This window comes from Pseudomonas abietaniphila (assembly GCF_039697315.1).
In the GTDB taxonomy this organism is placed as follows: domain Bacteria; phylum Pseudomonadota; class Gammaproteobacteria; order Pseudomonadales; family Pseudomonadaceae; genus Aquipseudomonas; species Aquipseudomonas abietaniphila_B.
The window spans coordinates 3,330,080-3,352,194 of sequence record NZ_CP155619.1 but is presented as its reverse complement, the minus strand read 5'-3'; the positions used below and the strand labels follow the sequence as shown (position 1 = coordinate 3,352,194).

The 22,115-nt window shown below is 59.7% G+C and carries 22 protein-coding genes and 1 other RNA gene; 8 read left to right on the top strand and 15 right to left on the bottom strand.

Features of this window, described 5'->3' with window-relative positions; translation table 11 throughout:
• Positions 1 to 130: 130 nt before the first annotated feature.
• The 4 genes from ABDX87_RS14955 to ABDX87_RS14940 form a co-directional block, all read right to left on the bottom strand.
• Positions 131 to 1,351 (bottom strand): 2-octaprenyl-3-methyl-6-methoxy-1,4-benzoquinol hydroxylase, encoded by a 1,221-nt coding sequence (locus ABDX87_RS14955; protein WP_346828582.1) that lies wholly within the window; start codon positions 1,349 to 1,351, stop codon positions 131 to 133.
• Between the two features lie 49 nt (positions 1,352 to 1,400).
• Positions 1,401 to 2,588, bottom strand: a complete 1,188-nt coding sequence (ubiH, locus tag ABDX87_RS14950; RefSeq protein ID WP_346828581.1) for a 2-octaprenyl-6-methoxyphenyl hydroxylase — start codon at positions 2,586 to 2,588, stop codon at positions 1,401 to 1,403.
• Entirely contained in the window at positions 2,585 to 3,919 is a 1,335-nt protein-coding gene (gene pepP, locus ABDX87_RS14945; protein ID WP_346828580.1) for a Xaa-Pro aminopeptidase, read from the bottom strand. Before pepP ends, ubiH begins: the two co-directional genes overlap by 4 nt.
• 80 nt (positions 3,920 to 3,999) lie before the next feature.
• Positions 4,000 to 4,551: a YecA family protein gene (locus ABDX87_RS14940; protein WP_346828579.1), complete on the bottom strand. Its 552-nt coding sequence runs from the start codon at positions 4,549 to 4,551 to the stop codon at positions 4,000 to 4,002.
• A 149-nt stretch (positions 4,552 to 4,700) separates the two neighbouring features.
• Here ABDX87_RS14940 and ABDX87_RS14935 point away from each other — a divergent pair, with 149 nt between their 5' ends.
• The 4 genes from ABDX87_RS14935 (at position 4,701) to ABDX87_RS14920 (ending at position 6,175) form a co-directional block, all read left to right on the top strand.
• Positions 4,701 to 4,910, top strand: a complete 210-nt coding sequence (locus ABDX87_RS14935) for a TIGR02449 family protein (protein ID WP_062379587.1) — start codon at positions 4,701 to 4,703, stop codon at positions 4,908 to 4,910.
• Complete coding sequence (locus ABDX87_RS14930) at positions 4,907 to 5,227, top strand: cell division protein ZapA (protein ID WP_346828578.1); 321 nt, start codon at positions 4,907 to 4,909, stop codon at positions 5,225 to 5,227. The genes ABDX87_RS14935 and ABDX87_RS14930 overlap by 4 nt, the downstream gene beginning before the upstream one ends.
• 31 nt (positions 5,228 to 5,258) lie before the next feature.
• A non-coding RNA gene (gene ssrS, locus ABDX87_RS14925) (6S RNA) lies at positions 5,259 to 5,437 on the top strand.
• A gap of 111 nt (positions 5,438 to 5,548) precedes the next feature.
• Positions 5,549 to 6,175, top strand: coding sequence for a 5-formyltetrahydrofolate cyclo-ligase (locus ABDX87_RS14920; RefSeq protein WP_431061149.1), 627 nt, complete (start codon positions 5,549 to 5,551; stop codon positions 6,173 to 6,175).
• Between the two features lie 156 nt (positions 6,176 to 6,331).
• On the opposite strand, the gene ABDX87_RS14915 is transcribed toward ABDX87_RS14920, so the two are convergent.
• On the bottom strand, positions 6,332 to 6,484 hold the full coding sequence (locus ABDX87_RS14915; RefSeq protein WP_143024423.1) for a hypothetical protein: 153 nt from the start codon (positions 6,482 to 6,484) through the stop codon (positions 6,332 to 6,334).
• Positions 6,485 to 6,679: 195 nt separating this feature from the next.
• Here ABDX87_RS14915 and ABDX87_RS14910 point away from each other — a divergent pair, with 195 nt between their 5' ends.
• Complete coding sequence (locus ABDX87_RS14910; protein ID WP_346828577.1) at positions 6,680 to 7,129, top strand: EVE domain-containing protein; 450 nt, start codon at positions 6,680 to 6,682, stop codon at positions 7,127 to 7,129.
• A gap of 135 nt (positions 7,130 to 7,264) precedes the next feature.
• Here ABDX87_RS14910 and ABDX87_RS14905 read toward each other — a convergent pair whose 3' ends face one another.
• The gene (locus ABDX87_RS14905; protein ID WP_346828576.1) at positions 7,265 to 7,678 is read right to left on the bottom strand and encodes a flagellar basal body-associated protein FliL; all 414 of its coding nucleotides are present in this window, start codon (positions 7,676 to 7,678) and stop codon (positions 7,265 to 7,267) included.
• A 135-nt stretch (positions 7,679 to 7,813) separates the two neighbouring features.
• Here ABDX87_RS14905 and ABDX87_RS14900 point away from each other — a divergent pair, with 135 nt between their 5' ends.
• Positions 7,814 to 8,791 carry an NADPH:quinone oxidoreductase family protein gene (locus tag ABDX87_RS14900; RefSeq protein ID WP_346828575.1) on the top strand — a complete coding sequence of 326 codons (978 nt, stop codon included), beginning with the start codon at positions 7,814 to 7,816 and terminating at the stop codon, positions 8,789 to 8,791.
• 166 nt (positions 8,792 to 8,957) lie between these two features.
• Here the strand turns inward: ABDX87_RS14900 and ABDX87_RS14895 are convergent, their stop codons facing one another.
• Together ABDX87_RS14895 and ABDX87_RS14890 are read right to left on the bottom strand one after the other, a co-directional pair.
• On the bottom strand, positions 8,958 to 9,593 hold the full coding sequence (locus ABDX87_RS14895) for an energy transducer TonB (RefSeq protein WP_346828574.1): 636 nt from the start codon (positions 9,591 to 9,593) through the stop codon (positions 8,958 to 8,960).
• A 5-nt stretch (positions 9,594 to 9,598) separates the two neighbouring features.
• Positions 9,599 to 9,976 (bottom strand): TonB family protein, encoded by a 378-nt coding sequence (locus tag ABDX87_RS14890; RefSeq protein ID WP_346828573.1) that lies wholly within the window; start codon positions 9,974 to 9,976, stop codon positions 9,599 to 9,601.
• Positions 9,977 to 10,265: 289 nt separating this feature from the next.
• On the opposite strand from ABDX87_RS14890, the gene glpT reads away from it, so the two are divergent.
• Positions 10,266 to 11,615 (top strand): glycerol-3-phosphate transporter, encoded by a 1,350-nt coding sequence (gene glpT / locus ABDX87_RS14885; RefSeq protein WP_346828572.1) that lies wholly within the window; start codon positions 10,266 to 10,268, stop codon positions 11,613 to 11,615.
• A gap of 1,182 nt (positions 11,616 to 12,797) precedes the next feature.
• On the opposite strand, the gene ABDX87_RS14880 is transcribed toward glpT, so the two are convergent.
• From ABDX87_RS14880 to ABDX87_RS14850, 7 genes are all read right to left on the bottom strand, one after another.
• The gene (locus ABDX87_RS14880; RefSeq protein ID WP_346828571.1) at positions 12,798 to 13,472 is read right to left on the bottom strand and encodes a gamma-glutamylcyclotransferase; all 675 of its coding nucleotides are present in this window, start codon (positions 13,470 to 13,472) and stop codon (positions 12,798 to 12,800) included.
• 185 nt (positions 13,473 to 13,657) lie between these two features.
• On the bottom strand, positions 13,658 to 14,626 hold the full coding sequence (locus ABDX87_RS14875; protein WP_346828570.1) for a CDP-6-deoxy-delta-3,4-glucoseen reductase: 969 nt from the start codon (positions 14,624 to 14,626) through the stop codon (positions 13,658 to 13,660).
• Positions 14,626 to 16,092 (bottom strand): 4-hydroxy-3-polyprenylbenzoate decarboxylase, encoded by a 1,467-nt coding sequence (gene ubiD, locus ABDX87_RS14870; protein ID WP_346828569.1) that lies wholly within the window; start codon positions 16,090 to 16,092, stop codon positions 14,626 to 14,628. Before ubiD ends, ABDX87_RS14875 begins: the two co-directional genes overlap by 1 nt.
• A gap of 73 nt (positions 16,093 to 16,165) precedes the next feature.
• A complete protein-coding gene (locus ABDX87_RS14865; RefSeq protein ID WP_346828568.1) occupies positions 16,166 to 18,130 on the bottom strand; it encodes an acyltransferase family protein in 1,965 nt (654 codons plus the stop codon).
• Between the two features lie 90 nt (positions 18,131 to 18,220).
• Positions 18,221 to 19,480, bottom strand: coding sequence for a transcription termination factor Rho (rho, locus tag ABDX87_RS14860; protein ID WP_008372841.1), 1,260 nt, complete (start codon positions 19,478 to 19,480; stop codon positions 18,221 to 18,223).
• Between the two features lie 227 nt (positions 19,481 to 19,707).
• Positions 19,708 to 20,037, bottom strand: a complete 330-nt coding sequence (trxA, locus tag ABDX87_RS14855) for a thioredoxin TrxA (RefSeq protein ID WP_081564805.1) — start codon at positions 20,035 to 20,037, stop codon at positions 19,708 to 19,710.
• A 305-nt stretch (positions 20,038 to 20,342) separates the two neighbouring features.
• Positions 20,343 to 21,047, bottom strand: coding sequence for a FadR/GntR family transcriptional regulator (locus ABDX87_RS14850; RefSeq protein WP_346828567.1), 705 nt, complete (start codon positions 21,045 to 21,047; stop codon positions 20,343 to 20,345).
• 257 nt (positions 21,048 to 21,304) lie between these two features.
• On the opposite strand from ABDX87_RS14850, the gene ABDX87_RS14845 reads away from it, so the two are divergent.
• Complete coding sequence (locus tag ABDX87_RS14845; protein ID WP_074754551.1) at positions 21,305 to 22,090, top strand: transporter substrate-binding domain-containing protein; 786 nt, start codon at positions 21,305 to 21,307, stop codon at positions 22,088 to 22,090.
• Positions 22,091 to 22,115: the final 25 nt, after the last annotated feature.

Genomic DNA, 22,115 nt, shown 5'->3' with positions numbered 1-22,115 from the left:
GTATGGCATGCGCCCCCCCCTGTGGGAGCGAGCTTGCTCGCGAAGACTTGAGTACATCCACCACACCTTTGGCAGTTGAAACTCAGCCTTCGCGAGCAAGCTCGCTCCCACAGGGTGTCACGCCAGACGCTTAGATCCGGGCCAATTCCGGCAAATCCCCGCTCAGTCCCAGCGCCTGGCGCACGAACATCGCTTTGGCTTCGGCAGACTGATCGACCATCTTCAAGCCGGTATTGCGCAGCCAGCGGACCGGCAGCGGGTCGGCCTGAAACAGCCGCTCGAATCCTTCCATCGCCGCCATCAGCGCCAGGTTATGCGGCATGCGCCGGCGCTCGTAGCGGCTCAGCACTTTCGGGTCGGCCAGACGCTCGCCTCGCTCGACGGCACTGTGCAGCACCTCGGCCAACACGGCCGCATCGAGGAACCCAAGATTCACGCCCTGCCCGGCCAGCGGGTGGATGGTGTGCGCGGCATCGCCAATGAGCGCCAGACCTTCAGCCACGTAACGTTTGGCATGACGCTGACGCAGCGGCACGCACAAGCGCGGATCAGCCGAAATGACGTGCCCGAGACAGCCCTCAAACGCCTTTTCCAGCTCGCGACAGAACGCGTCGTCTTCCAGCTTCATCAAGCGCTCGGACTCCGTCGGCGTCACGGACCAGACGATCGAACACCAATGCTCACCTTCACGCTCAAGCGGCAAAAAGGCCAATGGGCCGTCATCGGTAAAGCGTTGCCACGCCGTTTTGCGGTGGGAGTCTGCCGTGCGCACGCTGGTCACGATGGCATGGTGCATGTAGTCCCATTCCCGCGTCGCAGTGCCGGTCATGCGCCGCACGGTGGAATTAGCACCGTCGGCTGCCACCACCAGCGGCGCGCGCAGAGTGCGGCCGTCGGCCAGCGTCAGCAGCCAGTCATCGCCCGAACGACGCATTTGTTCCAGACGCGCATTGGCCAGCAGCCCGATGTCGCAATCATGCAACCGCTCGATCAGTGCGTCCTGGACCACGCGGTTTTCAACGATATGGCCCAACACCTGGGCGTGCACACTCGACGCCGAGAAATGCACCTTGCCGGTCCCGCTGCCGTCCCACACATGCATCTCGCCATAGGGGCTGACGCGACGTGAAACGATCCCGTCCCAGACATTCAGGCGTTCGAGAATGCGCTGACTGGCCGCAGACAGTGCGCTGACCCGCGGCTCAAAGGGTGCGGTCTGATCGAACGGCTTAACGCTCATTGGGCTGCCGTCCACCACCAGAATATCCAGCCCGCTGTTTTGCAGCGCCAGCGCGAGCGCGCTACCGACCATTCCGGCCCCGACAATCAGCAGATCTGCGCGCGTTTCCATGCTTTAAATCGTTCTCGCGTGTGGCAACGGCCACGAATGAAAAGAGGGGTTAAACATCGGCCCGCGTTCCCAGCCCCATGGCCTGGCGGGCGAACCAGCTCTTGGCCGAGGGCAAAAGGTCCAGACCCAGCAAGCCGATATTGCGGCCGGCCGTGATCACGGGTTGCTGGCTGCCGAACAGGCGGGTGACCTGATCGGAGAAGCCGACCGTGAGTTTCTGATCCAGACGCTGCCGATCCCGATACGCCTGCAGCGTCGCCAGATCCCCCGGCATGGCGTCGCTGGCAAGCAACGCTTCGGCCAGTGACGCTGCATCACGCAGCGACAGGTTGAAACCCTGCCCGGCAATCGGGTGCAGGCTGTGTGCCGCGTTGCCCAAGACGACCAGGTGAGCGCGCACTTGCTCCTCGGCTTCGACGAGCGACAGCGGATAGGTATGACGCACACCCACCTGCTTCAACGCGCCGAGGCGATAACCGAACACGCCTTGAAGCTCGGCCAGGAAACTGCGGTCGTCCAGCGCCATCAGGCGCGTTATCTCTTCAGGCTTGCGGGTCCACACCAACGCGCAGCGATTTTCCGGCAGCGGTAGCAGCGCCATTGGGCCTTCATCGGTGAATCGCTCGAACGCCTGTCCGCAATGGGCTTCACCCGGCGTGATATTGGCGATCAGCGCGCTCTGGTCGTAAGGCGTCGTGCGCACACCAATACCCAGCTGTTCGCGCAGACTGGAGCGACCGCCATCGGCGAGTACCGCCAGATCGCAGTCCACTTGCGTTTCATCGTTCAAGGTCAGGCGATAGCCGTCGGGCAACGCCTGCATGTGTTTGACTTCAGCCGGCACGCGCCAGCTGATCACGTCTTTATCCAGCCCCTGCCACAGGCATTGGCCGAGCCAGGCGTTCTCGACGACATAACCCAGCGCCGGCACGCCTTCCTGCATCGAGGACAGTCTCGCTGCGCCGAAGCGTCCCTTGTCGGACACCTGAATCTGCAGGATGGGTTCGGCGCGGCGGCTGATCTGCTGCCACAGCCCCAACCGCTCGTAGATCTGCCGCGCGCCGAAGGACAGCGCTGAAGAGCGCGCGTCGTAGCTCGGCTGGTACGTGTCGCCCGGTGCAAACGGCTCGATCAAGACGATCTTCCAACCGCGCGCTTTGGCGCCCGCCTGCAATGCCAGCGCCAGGCTCGCGCCCACCAGCCCGCCGCCGACGATGGCCAGATTGAACCGGCTCATGCCGCTTCGGCTCGGGCTGCGGCCATCAAGGCCTCGATTTCTGCGACGGACTTGGGCACGCCGCCAGTCAGGATTTCACAGCCTTTTTTGGTCACCACGACATCGTCCTCGATTCGTACGCCGATTCCGCGCCATTTTTTCGCGACGTTCTGATTGTCCGGCGATATATAAATACCGGGCTCGACCGTCAGCGCCATGCCAACCTCCAGCACGCGCCATTCGCCGCCCACCTTGTACTCGCCGACATCATGCACATCCATACCCAGCCAGTGACCGGCGCGGTGCATGTAAAACGGTTTGTACGCTTCAGCGGCGATCAGTTCATCGACCTCGCCCTGCAACAGGCCCAGTTCCATCAGCCCGGTCGTGATCACCCGAACCGTCGCCTCGTGCGCCTGGTTCCAGTGATTGCCTGGCTTGATGACCGCGAACGCCGCTTCCTGCGCCTTGAGCACCAGTTCGTAGATCGCTTTCTGCTCGGCGGAAAATTTGCCACTGACCGGGAATGTACGGGTGATGTCGCTGGCGTAGCAGTCAATCTCGCAACCGGCATCGATCAGCACCAGGTCGCCATCCTTGAGCGCCGCGTCGTTCTGCTGATAGTGCAGGATGCAGGCATTGCGACCCGACGCGACGATCGAGCCGTACGCTGGCATCTTCGCGCCGCCCTTGCGGAACTCGTAATCCAGTTCGGCTTCCAGACTGAACTCATACAAACCGGCACGACTGGCCCGCATCGCACGCACATGGGCCCGCGCTGAAATGTGCGCAGCCTCGCGCATGACTTTCACTTCGGCGGCCGATTTATACAGGCGCATGTCATGCAGCAGGTGATCCAGCGCAACGAACTCTTTCGGGGGCTGAGCGCCCAGGTGTGCCTTGGAGCGGATGACGTTGATCCACTCCATCACATGACGGTCGAATTCGGGGTTGCTGCCCATCGACGAATACACACGGTCACGGCCCTCAATCAGGCCGGGCAGGATGTCGTCGATGTCGGTAATGGGGAAGGCATCGTCGGCGCCGAAATCGCTGATCGCCCCGTCCTGACCGGCACGCAGCCCGTCCCACAGCTCGCGCTCAGGATTGCGCTCGCGGCAGAACAAGACGTACTCGCCGTATTCACGACCGGGGATCAGCACGATAACGGCCTCAGGCTCGGGGAAGCCGCTGAGGTACTGGAAATCACTGTCCTGACGGTACACATGCTCGACATCACGATTTCGAATGGCCACAGCCGCCGCCGGCAGGATGGCGATGCTGTTAGGCTCCATCTGCTCCATCAAGGCTTTGCGGCGACGGGCGTATTCGGCTTTCGGGATATGGATCATGGGCAACTGCGGTCCTCCGGATGAGCGCACCGGTCATCGACCCTGCGGGCGACAACGACCGGGTCGGCGACGATGAGCAATCAGTGCAAAGAAGGTTTCGCTTCAGGTTCCGCTTTTTTGTTGAACTCGGTAAACAGCAGCAGCGGCGCGACGCGCAGGTATTCCATGACTTCCATGTAGTCGCTTTCGCCGTCTTCGGACTCTTCGAGTGTGTCCTGAATCTGGGCGATGGCAGCCAGATCCTGCAACACGTCCCGGGCGTCCTCGCTCATCGGCTGACTGCCCACGCGGGCAAAGCCATTGAGGAAACCCTGGCACCACTGCCCCATTGCAGCGGTACGGGCGGTCAGGGGTTCATCGTCACCGGGCAGCAGCAGGACAACTGCCATGTCGTCACCGGTCAGTTCGTGTTTCACCATCTCCTGCAAGCCAATCAACGCCTGGCGGACTTTGTCTTCAGGATCGGTTTCCAGCAGCAACTTCGCATCGGCGATCCAGTCATCGGCGTCGAAACCGGCGCCCGCGCAACTGCGGCCGATCAAGAGTCCCTGCAGTTCTGCGGGGGGAACATGGTGACCACTGCTTTTGAGCAGGGCTGTGAAGGCGTTATACGAGGAATTCTGATTGGGCATGGGTAACTAGGCGCCAAGCGGCGCAATGTCTAGAATGAAGGCCTTGTATCCTAGCACCGGCAGACGCGCCCAAGCTATCAGGCGATATTCAAGGCGAATCCAGACGCCAGCTCCTGCACCACTCATCTGAAAGTAATCAGTGGAAAACAATGGAAGACAACGACCTGCAAGCGCTGATGGCTCGACTGGAGTTATTGATCAATCGTGTCGAGCAACTAAAAAGTCAAAACGGACTCTTATTAGCTCAGGAAAAAACCTGGCGCGAGGAACGCGCTCACCTCATCGAAAAGAACGAAATCGCCCGGCAAAAGGTCGAGTCCATGATTTCGCGCCTCAAGGCCCTGGAGCAAGACTCATGAGTAATGGCAACAGCATCACCGTGCAAATCCTCGACAAAGAGTATTCGATCATCTGCCCTCAAGAGGAGCGCACCAATCTGGTCAGCGCAGCGCGTTACCTGGACGGCAAGATGCGCGAGATTCGCAGCAGCGGCAAAGTCATCGGCGCCGACCGTATCGCGGTGATGGCCGCATTGAACATTACCCATGACCTGCTGCATAAGCAGGAGCTACCTGAAACGAATCAGGCAAGTGGCTCGACCCGCGAGCAGGTGCGCGACCTTCTGGACCGAGTGGACCTGGTCCTTGCCACGGATGAGCCAAAAGCACAAGGCTGATTGTTCCGACATGATTCGGTATACTTGCGACCGCTCCCTGGAGTGCTTGCCAGTCGGTCATGTCCCTGAGCCGATACGCACAACCACGGGGGTTGCACGTTGGGGTTGGTGTGCATGTCCGCTCGACGGAAAGCCTTAAAACCTCCTGCAATCTCCACCTTGAACTTTCGGGTTCAAGGGCTACACCGACAGCGGTTCGTCGGGGAGTCTCACATTCTCAAGCCATTGCCGGGCGCCCTGCCTGGCGGTGGAAATGGGGACGGCGATCGTCGATCAGCCTGATCTCTCGATCCCTTCTCAAAATCGCACGGACCCGCCTGCATGAATTCTTCTGGCGCCGCTTCCCTGAACGATTCTTCTGCCCTTTCCCGTCCACAACTGCGTCGTCTTTTGCGCAAGGCTCGTCGTGCGCTCAACCGCGCAGAACAGCGACAGGCGGCACAGGGTTTGTACCGCCAGTTGGCGCAAAACCCGCTTTTTCGTCGTGCCAGGCACGTTTCGCTCTACCTTCCGATGGACGGTGAAATCGATCCGCGTCTGCTGCTTCGCGAAGCGCAGCGACGGGGCAAAAAGACGTATCTGCCGGTGCTGAGTGCCTGGCCGCGAACCAAAATGGTGTTTCAGCGGGTAAAGCCGGGGGAACGGTTTCGACCGAATCGGTTCCGCATTCCCGAGCCACGGATCGACGCGAGAAAACAGCGCAAGATCTGGGCGCTGGACCTCATCCTGATGCCACTGGTGGGCTTCGATGATCAGGGCGGTCGACTGGGCATGGGCGGCGGATTCTACGACCGCAGCCTGGCGTATCAGGCGCGTCGAAAAGCCTGGCAGAAACCGGTTCTGCTCGGTCTGGCCCATGAGTGTCAGAAAGTTGGGAAGCTGGCGGTGGCCAGTTGGGATGTGCCGTTGCAGGGAACGGTGTCGGACAAGCGCTGGTATCTGGCTTGAAATGCTAGAGGCCTAAACAATACAGGCCTCAAGCATGAACCCTGTGGAAGCGAATTCATTCGCGATGAGGACGCTCAGACGACACCTGTGCATCGCCTTTCAGCTTCAATCGCGAATGAATTCGCTCCCACAGCTCTGATCAATAAAGCGCCTGGATCAGCGGCGGGTCGGTTGCTGCTGTTGCTGCTGAGTGATCTCAACCGGCGCATCGGCCTTGGCCGACCACAGACCCTGCGCGTACCCGGTGGTGACAATGCCCAAGCCGAACAAAATGACCAAAATCCATAGTAAATCCGGCTTGCGTTGCATTGACTGCCCCCCTTTGGCGAATCAAAAACTGACGTTCGCGGCGTCTTTCTGTAGGCCGCGTAACGGTGTAGCCCTTAAAATCCCGGCATTCTGCGATAACGTGATCCAACACGCAAATACTGGCGTCAGCCGACTGTCGGTTTGTCATGAAAACGTAGGACAACCTGTCCAGTTACCCTTCGGGAGACACAACAAATGGCCTATTGGCTGATGAAATCCGAGCCCGATGAGCTCTCGATTACAGGTTTGCAAAAACTTGGCCAAGCCCGATGGGACGGCGTTCGCAATTACCAGGCCCGCAATTTTCTGCGCGCGATGGCAGTGGGCGACGAATTCTTCTTCTATCACTCCAGCTGCCCGGAGCCGGGCATCGCGGGCATCGGCAAAATCATTGAAGCCGCCTACCCGGACCCTACCGCTCTGGACAACAAGAGCCACTACTTCGACGCCAAAGCGACCCGGGAAAAGAACCCTTGGAGCGCCATCGACGTCGCCTTTGTCGAAGCCTTTCCCAAGGTGCTGAGCCTGGGTTACCTGAAACAACAAACCGCACTGGAGCAACTGCCCTTGGTGCAAAAAGGTAGCCGGTTGTCAGTCATGCCGGTGACCGCCGAACAATGGGCGGCGGTGCTGGCGTTGCGCTGAAGCAGGCAGTGCAAACCCCTGTAGGAGCGCGCTTGCCCGCGATTGCTTTACATCAGCCCCCGCATTCCGGCTGACGCACTGCAATCGCGAGCAAGCTCACTCCTACAGAAACGCGCATTGAGCCGAAACTGATGCCTACTGCGCGATAAAGTTGTTGAACAGCAGGTCCTCAACCACCGGCTGGCCGGTCTCCTGGCTGAGCACTTGCTGAGTCTGTTTCAAGGCTTCCTGACGAAGCTTTTCCTTGGCGTCGACGTTACTCATGCTGTCGATCGTCTGTTGTGTGAACAGCGCGACCAGCTGGTTACGGATCAGCGGCTCGTTCTGCTTCACCAGCTTCTGCGCCTCCGCACCTTTGACCCGCAGCGCCACGTCAGCTTTGTAGACGTGCAGCTTCGGACCGCCGTCCAGCGCGTAGTTGCCCACGAACGGAGGGTTCAGCGCCACGTAAGAGACCTTGTTCGGGTCATCTTTCTCGCCACCGCCCTCTTCGGCCAGGGCCACGACAGGCATCGATAACGCCAACAGCATCAGAATCCACGCTTTCACATTCCACTCCTCAATCCGGTTCGCGGCATAGCTTACTTCAGCTTATGCACGCCTATCAGGCCGGGGCATGCTCATTGACCCCACACCCCCTCTACCTACACTTATCGGCCATCACTGGAAAAGGAATAGTCCCCGATGAAAGCCGTGCTCTGCAAAGCCTTCGGCCCCGCCGAAAATCTGGTGCTGGAAGACATTCCAGCCCCCGAACCCAAGAAAAACGAAATCCTGCTGGACGTGCACGCCGCCGGGGTCAACTTCCCGGACACCCTGATCATCGAGGGCAAATACCAGTTCAAACCACCCTTCCCGTTCTCGCCGGGTGGAGAAGCCTCTGGCGTCGTGGCTGCCGTAGGCGAAAAAGTCAGTCACCTGAAGGTCGGCGACCGCGTGATGGCCCTCACCGGCTGGGGCAGCTTCGCCGAACAAATCGCCGTCGCGGGCTACAACGTCCTGCCCATACCCGAGGCCATGGACTTCACCACTGCCGCGGCCTTCAGCATGACCTACGGCACCTCCATGCACGCCCTCAAACAACGCGCCCACCTGCAACCCGGTGAAACCCTGCTCGTGCTCGGCGCCTCGGGCGGCGTAGGCCTGGCCGCCGTTGAAATCGGCAAAGCCATGGGCGCACGGGTCATCGCCGCCGCGAGCAGCGCCGACAAACTCGAAGTCGCCAGAAACGCCGGCGCCGACGAACTCATCAATTACAGCGAAACCAGCCTCAAGGACGAACTCAAGCGCCTCACCAACGGCAACGGCGTAGACGTCATCTACGACCCTGTCGGCGGTGACCTCTTCGACCAGGCCGTTCGCGCCATCGCCTGGAACGGCCGCCTCCTCGTCGTGGGCTTCGCCAGCGGGCGCATCCCCGAACTGCCCGTCAACCTCGCACTGCTAAAAGGCGCCTCAGTCGTCGGCGTGTTCTGGGGGTCATTTGCACAGCGCCAGCCACAAGACAACGCAGCGAACTTTCAACAGCTGTTCACCTGGTACGGCGAAGGGAAGTTGAAGCCTCTGGTGTCGAAGGTTTACCCGCTGGAGCAGGCGGGGGAAGCGATTGATTCGTTGGGGCAAAGGAAGGCGGTTGGGAAGGTGGTTGTTAGGGTGAGGTAAATCGAGTAACTGCCTGCCACGTCTGAGGCGGGCCGAAGCCGCCTTTGGCCTAAAACAGTATTCACGCTACCCACTAAATGACGCACTAACGAAGTCTCGCTCAAAGCGAAACGCAGACCTGCTCTGCGTTTCGCTCGTTAACCTCATAAACGAAGCCCCTACAGCATCAAATCAACTCACGCACTTTGTCCGGCAGCGCTTCTTTGTAGCGCAGCCCAGGTTGAGCTTTACATCGCTGGATGACGTCAGGAATTGCCCGAACAAAATCATTACCCAGCTCCGCTCTCTGGTCGTCTGTCATTTTCAGCCTCGTCGCCGACCTCCCCAGCACCCTGAAGGTGTAGGTGATGTGATGCATGTCCCGTACATCATGGCCGGGCGAGTTGGCGCGAAAGGTCTTGAGTGCTTTGTTGAATGTGTTGCAGGACAACACGCGAACGTGACGGCGTATCCACCTGTGTGGCTCTTGCCTTTCACTTGAGTGCGTGAAGTAGAGCTCCTGCCTGAAGCTGATCGATTCAGGCGCTTCGGGGCCGACCTCCCACGGTTTGAGCCGCCATCCCGGGACCGCACGCTGAACGGATTTGGCGAAACTGTGATGTGAGCTGTCGATAACGTTCACATCTGTAATCGAACCATCGCTATGCCCTCGAAACTCGAAGAGCACCAACCCTGACACGCCTTGCTCATACAAGGAGCGCGGGTAGGCAGGTGCGGGCTGGTGCGCATATTTCAGCTCGACTGGCTGAGCCAGCAGCGAACCAGAACTCAGCAACGAGGCGAACACCAGCCATTTCAACATCCGTGTCACGGCACTTCCCTCCGCGCCCACGAAATCACCATCCTTAACCGACGCTCACGCCGCTCCTGATCGAAGACGAATTGCACGGACTCGCCGATGGTCGCCGGCATACCCTCGGTCACTTCCCAGGGTTTGAACCGCCAGCGCCTGACGGCCGAAAGCACGGCGTTGGCTGACTTTTGATCGGTTTGCTCGGTGACCCTGATTCCGCTGACAGACCCGTCGTTGTGGATGTCGTAATTCACCCGCACGCTTGCAAACATCCGCCCACCGCGCAGCGCAGACGGATAGGCCGGCGAGATGTACCGATCAAATAGCGGATGAATCTCTCTGCCTGCGGCAGTGCCACTTAGCGTGAACAGGCAAAGCCCGAGGACGCCCACATACTTTCGCCACCCACTCACATTCACCTCGCCCCAAAACGCCACTACGACTGAAGGGCGCGATGGTAGGTGCGCAGGGCAGCGCGGGTAAGGTTATCGAATCCTGTTCTCAAGTAGGACCGATCCTAAAGACTAAACATCGACATACACATTTACGCCATGTTCGTAATCCAACACGCCAATGCGCCTGAATTCGGGAGATTTCCCGATGAGAAGCCTTCCTATTTTCTGTAACGAAAATGTAATATTCGCTTTCGCATAAGAAAATAAAAACCCTTGGAGTGTCTCGATGTTTTCCTTTTTCCGACCTGCCGCGCATCAGGCCCCGTTGCCTGCAGAGCGCGTTGACAGCACCTACCGCCGCCTCCGCTGGCAGATTTTCGCGGGTATTTTCTTCGGTTACGCGGGCTACTACCTGCTGCGCAAGAACTTCTCGCTGGCAATGCCGTACCTGATCGATGAGGGTTACACCCGAGGTGAATTGGGCGTGGCGATCTCGGCTATCGCGATTGCTTACGGACTGTCGAAGTTCTTGATGGGGCTGGTTTCGGATCGCTCGAACCCGCGTTATTTTCTCGCGTTCGGCCTGCTGGTGTCGGCGGCGGTGATGTTTGTGTTCGGTTTCGCGCCTTGGGCAACGTCGAGCGTGACCATCATGTTCATTCTGCTGTTTATCAACGGCTGGGCGCAGGGCATGGGCTGGCCGCCGAGCGGACGCACCATGGTGCATTGGTGGTCGCAGAAAGAGCGCGGCGGCGTGGTGTCGGTGTGGAACGTGGCGCACAACGTCGGCGGCGGCCTGATTGGCCCGCTGTTCCTGCTGGGTTTGGGCTGGACCAACGACTGGCACGCGGCATTCTATGTGCCGGCCGCGGTGGCCTTGTTCGTGGCGCTGTTTGCGTTCATCACTATGCGTGACACCCCTCAATCCGTGGGCCTGCCACCCGTCGAGGAGTACAAGAACGACTACCCGGAAGGCTACGACGCGAGCCACGAAGAAGAATTCAGCGCCAAGGAAATCTTCGTCAAATACGTGCTGCGCAACAAAATGCTGTGGTACATCGCGCTGGCGAACGTGTTCGTCTATCTGCTGCGCTATGGCGTGCTGGACTGGGCACCGACCTACCTGAAAGAAGCCAAACACTTCGACGTGGACAAGACCTCGTGGGCGTATTTCTTCTATGAGTGGGCGGGCATTCCGGGGACGCTGCTGTGCGGCTGGATGTCGGACAAAATCTTCCGTGGCAATCGCGGCCTGACAGGCATCGTGTTCATGGCGCTGGTGACGGTCGCGACGCTGGTTTACTGGCTCAACCCGCCAGGCAACCCGACGGTCGACATGATCGCGCTGATCTCTATCGGCTTCCTGATCTACGGCCCGGTGATGCTGGTCGGCTTGCAGGCTCTGGAGTTGGCGCCGAAGAAAGCGGCCGGAACAGCGGCGGGTTTCACAGGCTTGTTCGGGTATCTGGGCGGCTCGGTCGCGGCCAGTGCGCTGATGGGCTACACCGTCGACCATTTCGGCTGGGATGGCGGTTTCGTGATTCTCGTGGCGTCATGCCTGCTGGCGATCGCTTTCCTGATCCCTACGTTGCGGCATACGCGGGTGGCGAGTCAGTCGCGTGAGGCGATGGCGTAAACATTTGTGGCTGCTCTGTGTGATGGCGCTTACAAGCGCCATCACGCGAATCCTGTGGGAGCGAGCTTGGTCTGGTCGGCATTCCGACGAATGCGGTGGATCAGCAGCATCAATGCTGAATGACCCACCGCGTTCGCTGCCCTCGTAACCTCGGACGTCTCCCACAGGGACCGCGTCGATGCATGGTCCGTGGAGAATCACGCGAAACCTGTGCGAGCGAGCTTGGTCTGGGCGGCATTCCGACGAATGCGGTGGATCAGCAGCATCAATGCTGAATGACCCACCGCGTTCGCTGCCCTCGTAACCTCGGACGTCTCCTACAGGGACCGCGTCGATGCATGGTCCGTGGAGAATCGCGCGGAACCTGTGGGAGCCAGACTGGTCTGGGCGGCATTCCGACGAATGCGCTGGATCGGCAGCATCAGTGCTGAATGACCCACCGCGTTCGCTGCCCTCGTAACCTCGGACGTCTCCCACAGGGACCGCGTCGATGCATCTGCCTTGGAAAATCACGCCAAACCGGTGGGAGCGAGCTAGGTCTGGGCGGCATTCCGACGAATGCGCTGGATCGGCAGCATCAGTGCTGAATGACCCACCGCGTTCGCTGCCCTCGTAACCTCGGACGTCTCCCACAGGGAACGCGTCGATGCATGGTCCGTGGAGAATCGCGCGAAACCTGTGCGAGCGAGCTTGGTCTGGGCGGCATTCCGACGAAGGCGGTGGGTCAGCAGCATCAGTGCTGAATGACCTACCGCGTTCGCTGCCCTCGTAACCTCGGACGTCTCCCACAGGGACCGTGTTGATGCATGGTCCGTGGAGAATCACGCGAAACCTGTGCGAGCCAGCCTGGTCTGGGCGGCATTCCGGCGAATGCGCTGGATCAGCAGCATCAGTGCTGAATGACCCACCGCGTTCGCTGCCCTCGTAACCTCGGACGTCTCCCACAGGGAACGCGTCGATGCATGGTCCGTGGAGAATCACGCGAAACCTGTGCGAGCGAGCTTGGTCTGGTCGGCATTCCGACGAAGGCGGTGGGTCAGCAGCATCAGTGCTGAATGACCCACCGCGTTCGCTGCCCTCGTAACCTCGGACGTCTCCCACAGGGACCGCGTCGATGCATGGTCCGTGGAGAATCACGCGAAACCTGTGAGCGCAGCCAGGATCGGAAGCAGATCCCCTTGGTTAAACCGCCAGCAAGATCGGCTTGCAGCGCTTGAACCGCTCTTCCAGGCTCAAGTCCGGCATAGCGTGGGTACGCAGGGCGTGGATAGTTTGTTCGACGTATTCCCACGTGGTGCCGTAGCGACCGCTGGCGCTGGCCAGGACTTGGGTCAGCACGCTGTCGGGCAGGTTGCCGGCATAGCTCGGCAGGTGGCGTTCAAGCACAAAACCCAAGGCCTGCACTTTGGTGCCATCTTCGAGTCGGCAGCTTAGCCAGTGCGGGCGATAGGACGGAAAAGGCATTTCCCGCTGCCACAGCGCCAGCAATGACTCTTCGATGTTTTCTTCCGGCAGACGATAAGCGAAACCGCTGCAGGAGCCGCCACGGTCCAGACCAAAGACCAGTCCCGGCTGCTCGGGGGTGCCGCGATGCTCGTGGGACCAAAGATAGAGGCCGCGATGGTAGCCGTGAACCCGACCGCGCTGACGCTCCACGGCGGAGCACTCGGGGCGCCATATCAGTGACCCGTAGGCGAACAACCAGACGGGACCGCCTTCGTGTCGCGACAGGGTGGCATGCATGGAAGCGAGGAGTTGGTCGCGGGTCAGCTTCGGCCCAAGGTCGATAACGGGTGGGTAAGACAGCCCGAGGCCATCGTGTACGGCTTCCACCAAGCTATTGATTTGATTCCCCATCTGGCTCCCCCATTGGCCAACGTGACGCCAATGTAGTGCTGAATACTTCTAAAGCGGCTCAGGCAACAGCGAATCAACAGTCAGACACCGTTGCGAGCAATGTGCAGGCCGTGACGCCTTAAAACCGACCCTGCACCTATTCTGATGCAATTAGCTCTCCACGGCTCCTGCCATCGGGCGGACGGTCATGAGCGCGGCGCGTAGGCGAACACGTCGGCGCGCATCTGATGCGCATCCATCCCGGCGACCACGAGGGCATCCAGCGTGGAATAAACCATGTTGGGCGAGCCGCTGGCGTACACCTGAATCGATTTCAGGTCAGCGAAGTCTTCGCAGACCGCCTCGTGCAACATGCCACACCGCCCTTCCCAACCACACAGATCACTGACGACCTTGTGCAGATGCAGATTCGGCAGCGTCTTCCACTCGTCCCAATGCTTGAGCTCATAAAAATCTTCAGGCCGCCGCACGCCCCAGTACAGATGAACCGGGTACGGGAACCCCTTGGAACGGCAGTGCTCGATCAGGCTGTGCATCTGCCCCATGCCGGTCCCTGCCGCGATCAACACCAACGGACCATCGGGCAGTTCGCCCAGGTGGGTATCGCCAAAGGGCAATTCAATGCGCGCCATGCCCTCACGTTGCAGCTGCTTGATCAGGTTCTGCGCGCTGGATTCGCGCGCCAGCACATGAAACTCCAGATCGCGGCCGCTTTCAGGCGCTGAAGCCATAGAGAACGCGGACTTCTCACCGTCGTCCCGGTCGATCATCAGATACTGGCCGGCGTGATAACGCGGTAGCTTGCCTGCAGGGGCGCGCAACATCACGCGCCATACATCCCCGCCGACTTCGACGCACTCAGTCACCTGACAGGCGAACGTGCGCACCGGCAATTCCCCCAGTGGCAGCACGCTGTCCCAGAGCACCACGCAGTCTTCCTGCGGCACGGCCAGGCAGGTGTAGATTTCGCCGTGGCCCTGCAACTCACCGTTTTGCAAGACGCTGCCTTCTACCAGCAGCGCCGAGCAGATATGGCAGTTGCCATTGCGACAGCTCTGCGGGCATTCGTAGCCCAGGCGCTGGGCGGCATCGAGGATCCGCTCGCCGGGCAATGTCTCAAGTACGGCGCCCGATGGCTGCAAGGTTACGCGCATCAATCTATTCCCAGCTGATTCCAGATGTCGTCGATCCGGCGAGTGACGGCTTCGTCCTTGACGATGGCGCGACCCCATTCACGGGTCGTCTCGCCCGGCCATTTGTGCGTCGCATCGAGCCCCATTTTCGACCCCAGCCCGGAGACAGGCGAGGCGAAGTCGAGGTAATCGATCGGCGTGTTGTCGATCATCACCGTATCGCGCTTGGGGTCCATGCGCGTGGTGATTGCCCAGATGACGTCATTCCAGTCACGGGCATTGATGTCGTCATCAGTGACGATAACGAACTTGGTGTACATGAACTGTCGCAAAAACGACCACACACCCAACATCACGCGCTTGGCGTGGCCGGGATACTGCTTCTTCATGGTCACGACCGCCATGCGGTACGAGCAACCTTCAGGGGGCAGATAGAAGTCCGTGATTTCCGGGAACTGCTTTTGGAGGATCGGCACGAACACTTCGTTCAACGCCACACCGAGAATGGCCGGCTCATCCGGCGGACGGCCGGTGTAAGTGCTGTGGTAGATCGGTTTGATGCGGTGGGTAATGCGCTCGACGGTGAACACCGGGAAGCTGTCGACTTCGTTGTAATAACCGGTGTGGTCCCCGTAAGGACCTTCATCGGCCATTTCACCCGGATGAATAACGCCTTCAAGCACGATTTCCGCGCTCGCTGGCACTTGCAGGTCGTTGCCACGGCATTTGATCAGCTCGGTCCGGTTGCCACGCAACAGGCCGGCGAATGCATATTCGGAGAGGCTGTCTGGCACGGGAGTCACGGCACCGAGGATGGTCGCCGGGTCTGCACCCAAGGCCACGGACACCGGAAATGGCTGACCGGGATGCTTGTTGCACCATTCCTTGAAGTCCAGCGCGCCGCCACGATGGCTGAGCCAGCGCATGATGACCTTGTTGCGACCGATCACCTGCTGGCGATAGATGCCCAGGTTCTGGCGCTCTTTATTCGGGCCTTTGGTGATCGTCAGTCCCCACGTAATCAACGGGCCGACGTCGCCCGGCCAGCAGGTCTGCACGGGCAGCATGCCGAGGTCGACATCGTCGCCCTCGATCACGATTTCCTGACAAGGCGCGTCCTTGACGACTTTCGGCGCCATGGCGATGACTTTTCTGAAGATAGGCAGCTTGGACCAGGCGTCTTTCAGCCCCTTGGGTGGCTCGGGCTCTTTGAGAAACGCCAGCAGCTTGCCGATTTCACGCAGCTCTTCGGTCGATTCGGCGCCCATGCCCATCGCCACGCGCTCAGGCGTGCCAAACAGGTTGCCAAGCACCGGAATATCGAAGCCGGTCGGGTTCTCGAACAGCAAGGCCGGTCCCTTGTTGCGCAGGGTCCGGTCGCAGACTTCGGTCATCTCCAACACGGGAGAAATGGGTACCTGAATGCGTTTCAACTCTCCGCGCTGCTCAAGCTGCTGCACGAAATCCCGTAGATCCTTGAATTTCATTAACCCGGCCACTTAACAAATAGATGCACATCCTACCTGCTCTGACGGCCGACGGCAGCAGCCTGAAGCGTAATCACCCGCCTTGAACAGCGTTTTCGCTGAGGAAGATCGGTGCAAGCAATGGCTTCATGCGCTCGCCACCTTTATCCGACAGGTGATTTTCATCCATGTATTGCGAATAGCCGTCGAACTCCGCCCGGCAAATACCACCGGGGCACATCAATGCTGTCGGGTCGAGGACTCGCACTTGCGGGTCTTCATTGCTCAACTGATTGAACAGCGAACTCAAGAACTGCTGACGGGCAAGATGCTCGGCAATCGGTCGCCCCAGCCGCTCGGCCGACCGCCCGATCATGGCCAGGCTCGCCAGACGCGCCACGGTGCCCTGCCGTTGCAGCGGCACTTCCTTGAAAATCCAGACCCGCGCCCCTGTTGCCCGCAGGCTGTGAACCATGGCTGTCAGATCCTTCGCCACTTGTTGCTCGGCGACAGGGCGGCTGTCGTCGCGATACAGAACGTGCTGCATGTCACCGTCCTCCTCGCCATACAGATACAGGCTCCAGCGCGCGGCCAAGACGACGTCGCGGATCTTGTGTTCGCGAATGGATTGCAGCGTAGCCTGATTGAAATCCTGGCATTGCTGGCGGGTTTCGTGACCCAGGATCGGCAGGCAACCGGAGAGACTGGCGAGCCAGACGGGAATCCCGTAACGCTCGGCGTCGGCCTCGATCGCAGGCTTCAACGCTGCGGCATGACTGTCGCCCCACACCAGTTGCACGGGCGGCGTGTGCTCGTCGCCGCCGAAACGACACACCTTCGTCAGATCCTCACTTTTACGCTGCAGCAGGCACTCCATCTGCCCTTGCTGCCAATCGCGGGCCTTTGCATATTGCATCGCCTGGCCAGAAAGGCGTGCCGGCACACCATCGCCTTCACGCACGAGTTGCCCGGCGACGCCGATGACGAGTAAGGCAGCCAATCCGGCAACCAGTACAGGCTTGCGCCCGGCCAGCAAACGCTTTTCACGGAAGGGCAGCTCGACGAAACGCCAGCTCATCCACGCGAGAACCAGCGTGAACACGACCCAGCCAGCGGCCTCGAATGCCTGCATGCCGTCCACGGAAACGGCATTGGCGTAGACAAAAACCGGCCAGTGCCAGAGGTACCACGAGTACGAAATCAGGCCAATGCCGACCATCGCTCGCACGCTCAACACGCGTCCAACAAACGTCGGAGCCTGACCGTTGGCCCAAATCATCGCCGTGGCGCCCAGCACAGGAAGCAGTGCCGCCCAGCCTGGGAATCGTGTGTATTTATCAAAACCGAAAATGGAGTACAGCACCGCACAAAGGCCCAGCGTGCTGACCAGCTGATACACCCACGCAGGCCACTTGCGTCCGGCTGCCGGAATTACTGCCAGCATCGCGCCGCACAGCAGCTCCCACGCCCGCATGGGCAGCAGAAAGAACGCTGCGTCGGGTTCACGTTTGATGGCCCACACGTTCACCGCAAACGACACCACCAGCAGCCCGAACAACATCCAGCGCCAGTGCCGCAGGAAGCGGGTCAACAACACCATCAGCAGCGGAAACAGAATGTAGTACTGCTCTTCGACCGACAGCGACCAGGTGTGCAGCAGCGGCTTGAAGTCCGAAGCCGGGTTGAAGTAGCCGTCCTGGCGCATGAACAGGATGTTGGAAGCGAACATCGCCTGATAGCGCACGGCTCGGCCAAGCTGCGAGTAATCATTGGCGGGCATGATGATCCAGCCCACTACCAGTGCGGCGAGCATCATGACGCTCAGGGCAGGAATGATTCGCCGCGCACGCCGCGCCCAGAAATCGACAAAGCTGAAGCGTCCGGCGCTGATCTCCCGAAAAATGATCGAGGTGATCAGAAAGCCTGAGATGACGAAAAACACGTCGACACCGACGAATCCGCCGCTGAAGGCGCCGAAGCCGAAGTGGTAGAGCACCACGGGGATGACGGCCAGCGCCCGCAGCCCGTCGATGTCGCGACGATTGCCAAAGGTGTGCATGACGCTCCTTGTCTCCGGTTCACCGCTAAAAAAAGTCAAAAAAAAATGGTGCCCCAAAGGGACACCATTTTTCTACAGCCGTTCAGCGCGTTATTTGCGCTTCATCGACAGGAAGAACTCATCGTTGGTCTTGGTCTGTTTCAGCTTGTCGATCAAGAACTCGATGGCAGCGACTTCATCCATAGGATGCAGCAGCTTGCGCAGAATCCACATGCGCTGCAGCTCGTCGTCGGCGGTCAGCAACTCTTCGCGGCGTGTGCCGGAACGGTTGATGTTGATGGCCGGGAAAACGCGCTTCTCGGCGATCTTGCGATCCAGAGGCAGCTCCATGTTGCCGGTGCCTTTGAATTCTTCGTAGATCACTTCGTCCATCTTCGAGCCGGTTTCAACCAGCGCGGTGGCGATGATGGTCAGCGAGCCGCCTTCTTCGATGTTACGAGCCGCACCGAAGAAACGCTTTGGTTTTTCCAGAGCGTGAGCATCGACACCACCGGTCAGTACCTTGCCGGAGCTCGGGATGACGGTGTTGTAGGCGCGAGCCAGACGGGTGATGGAGTCGAGCAGAATGACCACGTCCTTCTTGTGCTCGACCAGGCGTTTAGCCTTCTCGATCACCATTTCGGCGACCTGCACGTGACGGGTAGGTGGCTCGTCGAAGGTGGAAGCAACCACTTCGCCGCGCACGGTGCGCTGCATTTCGGTCACTTCTTCCGGACGCTCATCGATCAGCAGAACGATCAGGTGAACTTCAGGGTTGTTGCGGGTGATGTTCGACGCGATGTTCTGCAGCATGATGGTCTTGCCCGCCTTCGGCGGCGCAACGATCAGACCACGTTGACCTTTGCCGATCGGGGCACACAGGTCGATGACGCGACCGGTGAGGTCTTCGGTGGAACCGTTACCGGCTTCCATCTTCATGCGCACGGTCGGGAACAACGGCGTCAGGTTTTCGAACAGAATCTTGTTCTTCGCGTTTTCTGGACGGTCGAAGTTGATCGTGTCGACCTTGAGCAGTGCGAAGTAACGCTCGCCTTCCTTCGGTGGACGGATCTTGCCAACAATGGTGTCGCCCGTGCGAAGGTTGAAACGGCGGATCTGGCTCGGCGAGACGTAGATGTCGTCTGGGCCGGCAAGGTAGGAGGCGTCTGCAGAGCGAAGGAAGCCGAAGCCATCCTGGAGGATCTCCAGCACGCCATCACCCGAGATTTCCTCGCCGCTTTTAGCGTGCTTTTTCAGCAGGGAGAAGATCACATCCTGCTTGCGCGAACGGGCCATATTTTCTATGCCCATCTGTTCGGCCATTTCGAGCAGATCGGTAATAGGCTTTTGCTTGAGTTCAGTCAGGTTCATATAGGAATGACGTAATCATGTATGGAGGGGAAATTAAGCTTTTGGCTTAATGAGGCCGCGCCGCAGAGAAGGCGACAGGATCGCGTGTAAATCGAAAGGAGAGCGTCGGCGACGGCTAGCAGGGGGCAACGGAGAAGCCGTTGCGGGGCCGAATGTACCACCTGATTTTCCGAGCGTCTAGTGGAACGCCAGAAAAAAGCCCCGCTATTTGCGGGGCTTTACCGCCATCAGATGTTGGCGTCGAGGAACGCTTGCAGCTGGGACTTGGAAAGTGCGCCGACCTTGGTCGCTGCCACTTCACCGTCCTTGAACAGCATCAGGGTCGGGATACCACGAACGCCGTGCTTGGCTGGCGTTTCCTGGTTTTCGTCGATGTTCAGCTTGGCAATGGTCAGCTTGCCTTCGTAAGTGCCGGCGATGTCGTCCAGAACCGGAGCGATCATTTTGCAAGGGCCACACCACTCAGCCCAGTAATCAACCAGCACAGGACCGCTAGCCTTCAGGACATCGGCTTCGAAGCTCGCGTCGCTGACGTGTTTGATAAGGTCGCTACTCATGAGATGTCTCCGAGGTCATAGGCAAAAAAACGTGGCCCATCATAACTGTGTCACGCCGTGACAGGAAGGCGCGGGCGATTGTCTCTTGCTATGAACATTGATGACTAGCTTTATTGAAGTGACTGACGCTGCCCAAGCGCATGACAGGCTTGCCGTCGCGCACATTCCCTGTGGGAGCGAATTCATTCGCGATTCGATGGTGAATCCAGTGAAGATCCGCCAGATGTAACGGCCAATCGCGAATGAATTCGCTCCCATAGGGTCATGCGCTTCGCATAACAAGACGGGTTTGGCTGATGGGTGCACTAGGCCGAAGGCGCGACGAATACGATGCCGGTGCGCAGCGCAGCGCCTCTGATGTGCTCCTGCATGGCTTTTTGCGCCGGGCCCGAGGCGTTGCGGGCTAACGCGCGCAGGATCTTGCGGTGTTCCTGCCACGTTTCCATTGCCCTGCCCGCCCGAATGAAAGGCAGTTTCTGGCTCTCCAGAAAAATGTCGGCACTGGCAGTGATGATCCCGAGAATGGCCTGATTGCCACTGGCGACCAGAATGCGCCGGTGGAAATCGAAATCCAGTTTTGCCGCACAGTCGAAATCCCCGGCCTTCAACTCCAGGCGCATGGCTTCGACGTTGTCTTCCAGCACATCACGCTCATCGGCGGTCAGCGTCACTGCCGCCAGCCCCGCCGCAAAGCCTTCCAGCGCGTAGCGCAGTTGAAAAGTCTCAGAAGGCGACGCATGGGCCGCATAAGGCCAGGAAAAACCGCTCGTGCTCTGTTGTGGTTCAGAAACCGCCTGAACGAATACGCCTTTTCCCGGCTGCACGCTGACCACACCCAGCGCGCTTAACGAAGAAAGCGCCTCACGCAACGACGCGCGACTGACACCCAGGCGAACCGCCAGATCCCGCTGCGAAGGCAAGCTGTCGCCGGGGCCATAGCCCTGCTCGGCGATCAGTTTGCGGATCGCTTGAAAGGCGGCTTCAGGTACTGCAATAGGGCTCGGGTGCATGACGACTCAAACGCAATAACCGTGGAAAAACCATCTTGTATCGCCAACGAGAACATTCAGCAAGTGACGCCCAAGCAAGGGGCGCTGTGGCTTTGAGGCGCGCCAAAGCAGGGCGAGCGACTCGTCAACTGTTCAGACCAGTTAGACCGCAACAGGCTTGCAGCCCGCATTCCATGGTCGCGAATTCGTGGCTGGCATGGGCTGTGCACTGGAGATTCGTCATCACCCACGACTCGCCCTGATTTCGGAGATGTCACATGACCAAGCGTTACAGCGCTCTGCTTGCCGCCCTGTTTGCCAGCCTCATGCTCGGCCAGGCCCCAGCCCATGCCAACGGCCTGGATGATGTGACCGCCCGCGGCGTCCTGAAAGTCGCCGTACCGCAAGACTTCCCGCCCTTCGGCTCGGTCGGTCCGGACATGAAACCTCGGGGCCTGGACATCGACACTGCGCAGCTGATCGCCGATCAGTTGAAAGTCAAACTCGAGCTGACGCCGGTCAACAGCACCAACCGCATCCCGTTTCTGACTACCGGCAAGGTCGACCTGGTGATTTCCAGCCTCGGCAAGAACCCGGACCGTGAGAAGGTCATCGACTTCTCCCGCGCCTACGCGCCCTTTTACCTCGCTGTGTTCGGCCCACCTGACGCTGCCATCGCCGGTGTGGACGACCTCAAAGGCAAGACCATCAGCGTCACCCGTGGCGCGATCGAAGACATCGAGCTGACCGCCGTGGCGCCTAAAGAAGCCACCATCAAGCGCTTCGAAGACAACAATTCCACCATCGCTGCCTATCTGGCCAACCAGACCGACCTGATCGCCAGCGGCAACGTGGTGATGGTCGCAATCAGCGAGAAGAACCCCAAGCGCATCCCTGCGCTGAAAGTGAAGCTCAAGGACTCCCCAGTGTATGTCGGCGTCAACAAGGGTCAGCCTGAGCTGCTGGCCAAGGTCAACGAAATCCTCGAAGCGGCGAAGAAAGACGGCGCGCTGGAAAAGAACTCGCAGACCTGGCTGAAGCAGCCTCTGCCGGCCGATCTCTGATCTTCGATTGCTGACCCGAGGCTTT